The 10,801-nt window shown below is 39.8% G+C and carries 9 protein-coding genes; 4 read left to right on the top strand and 5 right to left on the bottom strand.

The window, feature by feature from the left end; genetic code table 11:
* Nucleotides 1–52: 52 nt before the first annotated feature.
* From rfbF to CK510_RS18730, 4 genes are all read right to left on the bottom strand, one after another.
* Nucleotides 53–826, bottom strand: coding sequence for a glucose-1-phosphate cytidylyltransferase (rfbF, locus tag CK510_RS18715; RefSeq protein WP_095723144.1), 774 nt, complete (start codon nt 824–826; stop codon nt 53–55).
* Between the two features lie 898 nt (nt 827–1,724).
* Nucleotides 1,725–3,902 (bottom strand): tetratricopeptide repeat protein, encoded by a 2,178-nt coding sequence (locus CK510_RS18720; RefSeq protein ID WP_095723145.1) that lies wholly within the window; start codon nt 3,900–3,902, stop codon nt 1,725–1,727.
* 101 nt (nt 3,903–4,003) lie between these two features.
* A complete protein-coding gene (locus CK510_RS18725) occupies nt 4,004–4,783 on the bottom strand; it encodes a PP2C family serine/threonine-protein phosphatase (protein ID WP_095723146.1) in 780 nt (259 codons plus the stop codon).
* A gap of 64 nt (nt 4,784–4,847) precedes the next feature.
* The gene (locus CK510_RS18730) at nt 4,848–5,522 is read right to left on the bottom strand and encodes a vWA domain-containing protein (protein WP_095723147.1); all 675 of its coding nucleotides are present in this window, start codon (nt 5,520–5,522) and stop codon (nt 4,848–4,850) included.
* A gap of 656 nt (nt 5,523–6,178) precedes the next feature.
* Between CK510_RS18730 and CK510_RS18735 the strand changes: the two genes are divergently transcribed.
* The 4 genes from CK510_RS18735 to CK510_RS18750 all read left to right on the top strand — a co-directional run bounded on the left by CK510_RS18735 (nt 6,179) and on the right by CK510_RS18750 (nt 10,222).
* Entirely contained in the window at nt 6,179–7,594 is a 1,416-nt protein-coding gene (locus CK510_RS18735) for a response regulator (protein ID WP_095723148.1), read from the top strand.
* 156 nt (nt 7,595–7,750) lie between these two features.
* Nucleotides 7,751–8,113, top strand: coding sequence for a response regulator transcription factor (locus tag CK510_RS18740; RefSeq protein ID WP_095723149.1), 363 nt, complete (start codon nt 7,751–7,753; stop codon nt 8,111–8,113).
* 303 nt (nt 8,114–8,416) lie between these two features.
* On the top strand, nt 8,417–9,670 hold the full coding sequence (gene codA / locus CK510_RS18745) for a cytosine deaminase (RefSeq protein WP_095723150.1): 1,254 nt from the start codon (nt 8,417–8,419) through the stop codon (nt 9,668–9,670).
* Between the two features lie 249 nt (nt 9,671–9,919).
* Nucleotides 9,920–10,222, top strand: a complete 303-nt coding sequence (locus tag CK510_RS18750) for a hypothetical protein (RefSeq protein ID WP_095723151.1) — start codon at nt 9,920–9,922, stop codon at nt 10,220–10,222.
* Between the two features lie 16 nt (nt 10,223–10,238).
* Here the strand turns inward: CK510_RS18750 and CK510_RS18755 are convergent, their stop codons facing one another.
* Nucleotides 10,239–10,556 (bottom strand): MGMT family protein, encoded by a 318-nt coding sequence (locus CK510_RS18755; RefSeq protein WP_095723152.1) that lies wholly within the window; start codon nt 10,554–10,556, stop codon nt 10,239–10,241.
* Nucleotides 10,557–10,801 lie beyond the last annotated feature (245 nt).

Genomic DNA, 10,801 nt, shown 5'->3' on the forward strand with positions numbered 1-10,801 from the left:
GGGTTATTTTATGCATCTTCAGATTAAAATGGTATAATTAATAGCTTACTAATTACCACACCTTCCAAGGTGCTTGACCTTTTTGCCACAAGTTATCAAGATAATTCTTATCGCGCAAAGTATCCATCGGTTGCCAAAAACCATGATGTTTAAATGCCGATAGCTGTTCTTTTTCAGCTAATTTTTCTAATGGTTCTTGCTCCCAAACCGTGGTATCACCATCAATTAAATCTATCACTTCAGGTTCTAAAACAAAATATCCACCATTAATCCAAGCACCATCACCTTCGGGTTTCTCACGGAAGCTGGAAATTTTGGTTTGTTCTTGCCCTAATACGATCGCACCAAAACGTCCTGGTGGTTGAACTGCTGTTAATGTTCCGAGAGTTTTTTGCTCTTTGTGGAATTTAATCAATTCTGTAATATTAACATTGCAAACACCGTCTCCGTAGGTGAAGCAGAAAGCTTCATTGCCAACATGTTCGCGAACTCGCTTTAATCTTCCACCTGTCATGGTAGTATCCCCTGTATTTACTAGGGTGACACGCCAAGGTTCCGCATTCCCTGCATGTACGTTCATCTGATTAAACCGCATATCAAAGGTTACATCAGACATATGCAAGAAGTAATTTGCAAAATATTCCTTGATCACATAACCTTTGTAGCCACAACAAATAATAAAGTCCTCAATTCCATGAGCAGAATAGGTTTTCATGATATGCCATAAAATGGGCTTACCTCCTACTTCCACCATTGGTTTTGGCTTCACGCTAGTTTCTTCACTCAGACGTGTACCAAGTCCCCCAGCCAAAATCACTGCTTTCATGAGAATGCCTTTGAATTCCTAAGTAGATGATTTTTTTAATTATCCCTGCACAATGAAAAGTGCTATCTCAACAGAAAACCACTGAATTTGAATAATGACCAAAAGTTTAGCATCCAGTAATTTTGGTTGATTCTGGTGACTTTTGGTTTAGAAATACATTACTGTTATTTGCCATTGATAGTGGCTGCAATATTTGGCTTTCTAAGTATATAATCTAACCGTATTTCTACACTTATTTGTAAAGGCAAGGTAAATTAACTTATTTTATCTATGAAAAAATTGAAAAGCTTTATGGGTTACTATATTAACTACTATTACTCAATAGTTAATTAGTTATAAAAGTAATTTCAGTTATCTATTATTTTTATATTATGTAGTATAAATTAGCAATCTATGTGTAAGTGGTTAGAATAAGAATAATTTTTTAACAAACGTCATCCCGGAGCAGAAAAGAAGACCTAAGCAAGTAATCTCCATCTCATTGCCAAAAACAGCAGATTATCAAGGTAGATGAGATTTAAAGCAATACGGTTCAGTTAAGACTAAACTATTCAATATTTTAAACCGCCATAGACACGGAGTGGCTACTTAGCCCTTACAGGGCGGCTATCGCCAACAGAAGCTACTTCGTATCTAGAACGCCTTAGACGCGGAGCGGCTACCTTTGGAAGTCACTTCGTGCCTACCCGAAGGGTAGGAAGAGAAGGAAGAAATGCTTAACTGAACTGTATTGAGATTTAAAGAACTTCCAGAAAATAAAATATCCCAAGCATCGATTTATCACCCTCCGTCGGTTTGAGGGGACGGAAGCCGACACTGCCAACTGACTTACCATATCATCAAAAAGGGCGAGGAGACCCCGCCCCTACAATAATTTGGAATTTGATTGGGAATCTTTCTAATTGCTTTTATTGACAATATTAGTAGGTTGGAAAAATGAGTCACATTTATTTTCAATGACAACACAAATACTACTCAACGCTTGCTGATAATTTTCCATGTCTTTTTGCTCAAGGGCTATTTTCGCCGCTCGTTGCAAGTCAGCGACTGCTTCGAGATGATACTGACGGGATTGTTTGCCGCCATATTGTGCTAACTCATAACGCACAATCCCGCGTTTTAGATATACTTTTGGTAGTTGGGAATTTATATTCAAAGCTTGGTCAAAATCATTGATAGCTCGTCGATATTCTTGTTCAAATTCGCTACTATATTGGGCGATTTGATAACGAACTATTCCCCGTTGAAAGTATGCTTCAGCACGGGATGGAGTGAGACTGAGGGCTTGATTGAAATCACGAATCGCTTTTTGGTAATCATCCTCGGATTCGCCACTGTATTTAGCCATTTGAGCGCGAACTATTCCCCGACGAATAAACGCCTCAACATCACCAGGGTTGAGACGAATTGCATTATCGAAATCTTCAATCGCATCTTTGTAGTCTTTATCTGGATCGCTGCTATATTCGGCAAGGATAAGGCGAGTATTACCACGACTAATATAAGCCTTAGTTTCGCTGGGGTTGATTTTTACTGCTTGGTTGTAGTCGGATAGGGCAGCGTCGTACTGTTTGAGGTTGTAGTGAGCATTACCGCGATTTACGTAAGCTTTGGCGTAGCGAGGTAGTTTGCGAATGGCTTGGCTAAATTTCTCGATCGCTTGCTCATAATCTTTGATTTTGTACGATGCGTGACCTTGTTTGTAATATTCCTCAAAGTTAAGATTGTCGTTATGCTGGGAATTTACAAGGCTTTGAGTAAAATTATTTTGAGCGGTAAAGGGCTGACTGGTGAATTTAATCATTAAATCCATGTAGCCCAAAATACCAAAACCTAACAAACACAATAAAACTGGGTAATACCTTGGCTTTTGTGGTGGTTTGTAGTAGGAAATATTTTGAGAGTTGCTTGCTTGTCTGTATTGGATGCGGTTGAGAGGGATGTTTGCTTGGGGTACGCGAGTTTTGTTGTTGTTGTTTCGTCGGCGTTGGGGGATTTGGGTTTGCAGGTGTTCTTTGGCTGCGATCGCTTGTTGGGAAGGAAATGGATCCCGTCCTCCTAAACGCGTTTTACGTTCGCACCAGGGACAACTGTGGAGGTGGTTGCCATGACGGTGTTGGGGATTGGCTGTACAGGTAATTAATGATTCTTCGGCTTCCGTCAGGGTTAATAACCAAGTTGCGGCGCTGGGACGTAATAAGGGGTTGCTATTACCTTCTTCAAAACAGCGTAAAAATAATTCCTGCAAACCTGGATACAATATTTCCCAAGGTGGGGCGATGGGGGTGGCAATGTAGGGTACGCGATGTCTCTGGCTGTAGGTGAAATGTCCGGCGGCAATGCGGGCTTCGTATGGTGGTGGTTCCCCTGCGCCGTTGTAGATGCCGGAAAATGGATGGGTACCTTCCATTAATAGTTGGAAAATTAGTACAGATAACCCAAATAAATCATGGGCTACGGCGCGATCGCATTCGGCAAATGTTTTGTTTTGCAGTTCGGGTGGGGTAAATTCTGGTTTGCCAACTCCACAACGATATACGAAACCAAGTTCTGGATCGCGAACTTGGAATGAGTCGGTATCGACTAATGTTACCAGGGCTGTGTCGCTAACTAAAATATTTGATTCGTTGACATCACCGACGCAGTAACCACGCGCATGTAAAGCGGCAAATGCGGCTGCGAGGTTGCGGGCTGTGCGTAATAGATATTGATAGCTAAATAAGGGACAGTGTTGACGGCGAGTTCTGGGATTGTAAAAATCGATGATGGGACGCATTCCCCGAATACGCGGCATCAAAAATCCAATGGTGCGATCGCTGCCGTCGCTAGCTCGCAATATCTCTTGGGGCCAAGCAATGGAAATATGCCCTAACGCTGCTGTGGGGTTTTCTGGGGGATGTGCCAGCATTACTTCTAGCTTGCGGGCGTGTTCTTCTGTGGGCTTGTGATAAATTTTTGCCACCGAATCGGTATCGGTGGGCACTGTGTAAACACAGGCTTCACCTCCACGCCCTAAGCTAACTGTGAGGCTGACTGTCAGATTTTGTTGGTTGGGAAGACAACGTAGTACCTGCATGATATGATTTTTTTTATAAAATTAATTGAGTATGTTTTGGCAGTTGAGTTTGTAATATTTAGCTTATTAGTCAAAAATTACAAACTATGCCTCATCAACCACTAGTCATGCAGAACAGCTAAGACCAGCGTTAAGTCATCATCAGTACGTTGGGTAATGCGCTCCGATTTTAAGAACTTAACTAACTGCTCTTTCGCTACTGATTTGTCTTCGGCATTGGCGACAAAATCAAATAGAGGTAGGAAGAACGGTTTGTGGGGAGCGCCAACAGCCATATTAATCGCCAACATTTGTAATCCATCGGTGAGCAAGCCAATGTTAGTGATTGGCTGTCGCCACAATCGTAACTGTGCCGTTGCGATCGCGTTATCCGAAGTCAAAAACGTCGTTTCGTTAATATATTCGCCGCTATCGGGCATGGTAAGTGCCTGTAAATTCCCGGCGAAATCTTTGGCGACGGCGACACCATCACCAATTTGGGCGACTGCTGCGCCTTCGGGTGTCGCCACCATGATAATTAAAGTTGTAGCCAGATCGGTTGTCTGTTTACCACAAGCAAGCGCTTCCTCTTCCACTGCTTTTTTGGCTGCTACCATCGCTGCTGTTAACAGCGATCGCACAAACTCATCGTCTGCGAGCATACTTCTGGTAACTTCCTGAATCGAAATATTCTCGATTGCGGCTTCTGTCGCTACCATCGCTCCAACTTTTCCTAAACTTGCCGAACCAGCTCCATCGGCAACCACAGCTACCAAGACGTTATCTGGCAATACCTGCCAGTGGTGGGCATCTTGACACAGCAAATCATTTTTGACGTGACTGGTGCCACATACTGAAGCGGCGACAACTCGCCAATGAAGCAATTGTTTCGAGGTATTCATAAACATCTACTCACAGCCGTCTAAGCATGAAACCGCACCTTGGTATATCACCCTATTGGCTCGGTTAAACAGTTCCCCAGCCAATGGGGGGTAGCGCCACCTGTTCGTCAACTTTGGAATGGGAAACGGCTGACATACTCGCCGATAACCAGACGAACATCTCGACAAAGTTTAAGCCCTGAAGCTTGAGAGGTGTGCGTACTGCTATTTGACTCAACCGCGTCATATTAGCATTTTCTACGCCCACAGAAAAGAAAGCAACACGCTTGTTCGCTTCATCCAGTTGTAAACGCGATGATGCTTGTTCAACAACATCTTCAAATTCTCCTTGGGGTTCGCCATCGGTAATCATGAAAACCCAAGGACGGTAGTAAGCAATCCCATTCGTGCGATATTGTATCTTGCGATCGGCGATCAAATCTAAAGCCTTGTGAATGCCCGCACCCATATTCGTCAAACCCTGGGCAGATAACACTGGCGGATTAAACTGGTCAGCCGTCACAAATTCCTGCACTACGTTAATATTACTATCAAAAGTAACAATTGCAACCTCCACTCGTCTTGCTGCTAGTGTATTTTTAACTAATTCTTCTTTGAAACTTAGCAATCCCTCGTTGAGGGCATTGATTTGCATTCCTTGCATAGAGCCAGAAGTATCGAGCAAAAGCACGCAGGGGCAACGAGGTTCTGGGTTCTCAGCAAACTCCACAACTTCATCAAGTCTTAATGTGTCGGACATAACTTTTTGTGCTATACTAGGATCCAAAGTCGTGTATTCCTTTAACTAGAAGTAAGTATATATTTCACAGTGTTCACAGCACCCAATCAGAAATATAAATAATGATGTCTTGTCTGGTTATATGTAGTTTATCTCTTTAATTAAACAAACTATTTTTGCACTAATACCTATCTCTTTTCTCAAATCTTAATCAATATGATAGTTTTTAGTAAAAAGGAATTTATCAAGGATTTGGATTACTTATTGTAATCTACTTAGCAAAAATACAGATAGCAAGTCAACAATACAGTAATTTTCAAGATTTATCCCTCTGGCTTTTTAAATTTTTCATGTAGAAACTTTGTATATTTGATGAAACCAAAAAATTAAAATCAGCTTTACACCCATTATATTCTGTAGTTGTCGAAATTTTAGTTGTAAATATATATTCATAAATAATATAAAAATTACCATCCCCATTATCTGAATTGGGAAGATGTTGTTATGTAAAATGTAACAATAAATTCACCATGTAGTTTTTATTGCTTGTAACATATATGCATATCCTTCTCTAAAATTGACTCGGGAAAGGATATTAAAAATAACAATTATGGCATCTCGCTGATAAATGATAATTACCGTTATTCGGATTAGTTCACCGGAAAAACTCTAAAGAAATGAATATTTTTGGTACGTTCACAAGATTACGTCCCCTGAGTTTATTGCGACACTTATCTACCTGTCATGATAGTACTTGCTTGCATGTATTAAACAACTCAGTTTCATGGTTAATATACTTAGAACAGGGAAAAATCATCTATGCTACCCATTCTGTAGAACCTTTTGACAGATTAGAAAGGCATTTGCGTCGTCTCAGTCATCAACTACCAGCTTTAAGCTCGGATATTCGCGTCCAGTTGCGGTTAATGTTTGAGGTTGATACCCTAAACCAATCTAACCTTCCAGAACAACCACCAGAATATCAGGCAATTTGCTGGCTGGTGAGTCAACGTCATATTAACCCAACCCAAGCAGCAATATTAATTCAAGAAATGGTAAAAGAGGTTCTTGAATCATTTTTATTAATTGGTGAGGGAAATTACAAATTAATAAATATTGTAAATAAATTACCTGTAATTTGCAGGATTGATACAGAAAAAATATTAGAAATGTGTCAAGAGCAATTACTGGGTTGGCAATCGTTAGCACCACACATTTCTTCTCCTTATCAGCGTCCGTATTTGCGGGTACAAACGGCAGCAAATCAGCAGAGATTTTCAGAGATTCACCAGAATTTAACAGCTTGGATGAGAGGTTTTAGTTTGCGTCACCTTGCGGTGATTGTCAATCAAGATGAGGTAAAAATAGCACGTAGTCTTTGCCAGTATATTTTGAATGGAGAAGTTGTCCTCCACGAACCCGATCCACCATTCGATCGATTACCTAAAACCTTTAAGGAATTTGCAAATAATGGTAAGGATATCAGTGATGGAGTTGAAAGCGAGTTTATCCGTACTGTAGCAACATCGCCTGTAGCATCAAGTGCGGTAGCTCTCCGTGGTAATGGAGTCGGATTAGTCGAAGGTTATGTGGGGGTTAATACTGGTTTACCGCTTACCCAGGTTTCCTACCGTCAACCAGAAACTATCGAACCACCAAAACAGCAAACTCAGATTGAGGTTGTCAAAACTCCTCCTCCAAGAGAATATGGGATATCAAGCGATCGCAAAACCCATAAGATAGTTTCCGTTGATGATAGTCCAACTGTACTTAGAGAGATAAGTCGTTTTTTAGAACAAGAGAACTTCTCTGTTGTCACAATTAATGACCCTGTAAAAGCAGTAATGTCGATCATTCGTAACAAGCCTGACTTGATTTTACTGGACTTAAACATGGATGGTATAGATGGGTATGAGTTGTGTAAAATTATCCGCAATAACTCGATGTTTAAGAAAACACCTATCATCATGGTGACGGGAAATAAAGGGCTGATAGATAAGGTAAAAGCAAGGTTAGTTGGTGCATCTGGTTATTTGACTAAGCCATTTACGCAAGCAGATTTACTCAAAATCGTGTTTATGCATTTGACGTAGATTGGGCATTGGGAATATTTTTTTTATCAGCTAGGTATGATTTATCTTTAGCACTTAGCTGGGATTTTTCATGTTTGTTTTTTTAAGAAGTTAAAGATGTGATATCTCGCGTCTCTACAAATCGAAAATCTAAAATTAAATGGGAAATCAATTCACATGGCAACATTTCTAGTTGTTGACGATACACCTTCTCAGCTAGAGTTAATTAACTGTTATTTGGAAGATGGTGGTTATTCAGTAATCAAAGCTTACAATGCTAAAGATGCTTTGAGTGAAGCTCTGAGTAATTTACCTGATGTTGTTATTACTGATATTGTAATGTCGGGAATGAGTGGTTTTGAATTATGCCGAAAGTTGAAGCGAAACCCAGTAACTAGGAATGTGCGGATTATTCTTTGTAGCTCTAAAAATGGAGAAATAGATAAGATTTGGGGTATGCGTCAAGGTGCTGATTTGTATTTGACTAAACCTTTTAGTCGGCAGGAATTATTACGTGCAGTTAAATCATTGGGGTTGTGAATTATTGAGGAGGGATACAGTATTTAGAATACATAATCAATGACAATTTACATCCGCTATAGGGCTTCTCATCTTCGTCTGGATACAATAAAATCAGGGTAAACAACCGTGGGTTACCCTACAGTATTATCTACTACAAACTGTGTTTAACTCAACTGAGAACCGCTATAACTATACAGAATTAAATTCTGAATTCTGAATTATTTATTTTAAATTATTTTTCAGATTCCCAACTTATCTAAAAAGTCGGTAATCCTATAAGATTGCTATATATAGGAGAAGTAGAATTAGTAATTGGTAATTATGTCGAATCGTGAGTACGATTTATTGGTGCGTCGTGGCAAGTTGCTGGGAAAAGTTGACGGGGAACTGGTAGATATTGGAATCAAAAATGGTCGCATTACTAAAATTGAAGTTGCGATCGCAGGTAGTGCGGATGTGGAAATTGATGCTGAGGGAAGGTTAGTTTCACCTCCGTTTGTTGAGTCACATATACATTTAGATTCAGCTTTAACTGCTGGAGAACCCCGTTGGAATCAAAGCGGGACATTATTTGAGGGGATTGCAATTTGGAGCGATCGCAAACAAAATATTTCGATTCAGGATGTCAAAAATCGGGCGATCGCAACTCTCAAACAGCAAGCAGAGCAAGGGATATTGTTTGTACGTTCCCATGCTGATGTTAGTGAATCACGTGCGATCGCATTACAAGCTTTGTTGGAGGTACGGGAAGAAGTCAAAGATTGGATAACTTTGCAGGTTGTCGCTTTTCCCCAAGATGGCATTTACTCAAAACCGGGAAATGAAGCACTTCTCGAACAAGCATTACAAATGGGAGTGGATGTTGTGGGGGGAATACCTCATTATGAACTGACTCGTGAATATGGTGTGCGATCGGTTGAGCGAATTTTTGAATTAGCGGCAAAATATAACAAGTTGATCGATATTCACTGCGACGAAATTGACGATGAACAATCACGATTTCTCGAAGTTGTTGCAGCTTGTGCAATTAGTACGGGAATGGGTATCAGAACTACAGCTAGCCATACAACTGCGTTTGGTTCTTATAATGATGCCTATGCTTTTAAATTAATGGGATTTTTGCAACGCGCTCAAATCAATTTTATCGCGAACCCGTTAATTAATATTACTTTACAGGGACGAGCCGATACCTATCCCAAACGTCGTGGAGTCACGAGAGTTAAGGAACTTTGGCAAAATGGCTTAAATGTCAGTTTTGGTCACGATTGTGTCCAAGACCCTTGGTATAGTTTAGGTACTGGGAATATGCTCGATGTTGCCCATATGGGGGTACATGTTTGCCAGATGACGGGATTATCGGAAATTAATGCTTGTTACGAAATGGTGACAATTAAGGGAGCAAAGACGCTGCATCTTGATGATTATGGTGTGGAAGTAGGTAAAAGTGCTTCTTTGTTAGTATTGGAGGAAAGTAGCTGTTATGATGCAATTCGTCTACGTCGTAAACCCCGTTATGTTATTTCCCAGGGAAAGCTAATAACTCGCACTATCCCAGAGATAACAGAGTGGGTTTAGCAAGTTTTGATACTTTGCGCTATTTATACTAAAAATGGATAGAATATAAACTTTTGTCATGCTGACGGAGGTACGTTCCACGTTCCCGCAGGGTAGTATCTAAAATATTTTTACTTGATTTAAAAAGTATATTTTTAACCCGTTCTTAGTATAGATTTATGACTTTTTAGAAAAGTTGGGAATCTTGGACGAATATCCTTTATCTGTGGAATGATAGATAGGGTTGTGTAAACATCTGAGGGGATTTATATGAGAATTTGGTTTGTGTGTTTTTTGTTGCTGTTTGTATTAGCAGAATTATTCGATTGGGTAAAAGATTTCACCTTGCCGTTACCCATATATATTTTAGGTGGTGCATTCTTGGCAGTTGTATCTAATTACGATAAATTAATTGGTTCTTATTTGAATCAGTCTTCTAATATGATTCGCGATATTATCCCCGAACAAGCACAGTTAAATTTATCTGCTCAAACGAATCAAGAAGTTACTTTTACAAATTCGCAACCAGCAGAAAGTGTTTTACTACAATCTGATAATCAAGATAATAAATAAAAGTTAATTATGGTTTTTAATAATTTCCTGGATGCCATAAATATTGACGAAGATTGATTTTACCTTCAGTGTTAAATTCGATTCCTTCTTGTTCGAGAAGTACCTTTTGCGTATAATCACCACCTTGACGTAAGGGAGAGTAAGATATTTCACCTTTGGCATTAATCACTCGATGCCAAGGGATATCTGAGGCAATATCTACGCGATATAAAGCATACCCGACTAAACGAGGTTTTCCGCTCAGATTCGCTAACTCACTAACTTGTCCGTAAGTTGCGACTTTTCCAATAGGTATTTGACGTACAATTTTGTATATGTTTTCGTAAGTTGACATGAGGAGAGTTAAGAATTAGGAATTATAGGAATTCTCAATTGAACAAAATACTGTTGGTAATCGAGAATGCCGTAGGAGTAAACGGCTGTTTACACTCATTTATATTTATATTGTATCTAAATGAGAATCTCTATAGGAATTAAGAATTTGAAATTCAGAATATTTTGTTTAAACCTCGTCCATTTTGGAACAAGCGAGTTTTTGATTATTCTGTTCCGTCATTGCGACGTAGGTAGACGCGCTTC

Origin of the sequence: Brunnivagina elsteri CCALA 953 (genome assembly GCF_002289455.1) — a bacterium.
Classification (GTDB): Bacteria; Cyanobacteriota; Cyanobacteriia; order Cyanobacteriales; family Nostocaceae; genus Brunnivagina; species Brunnivagina elsteri.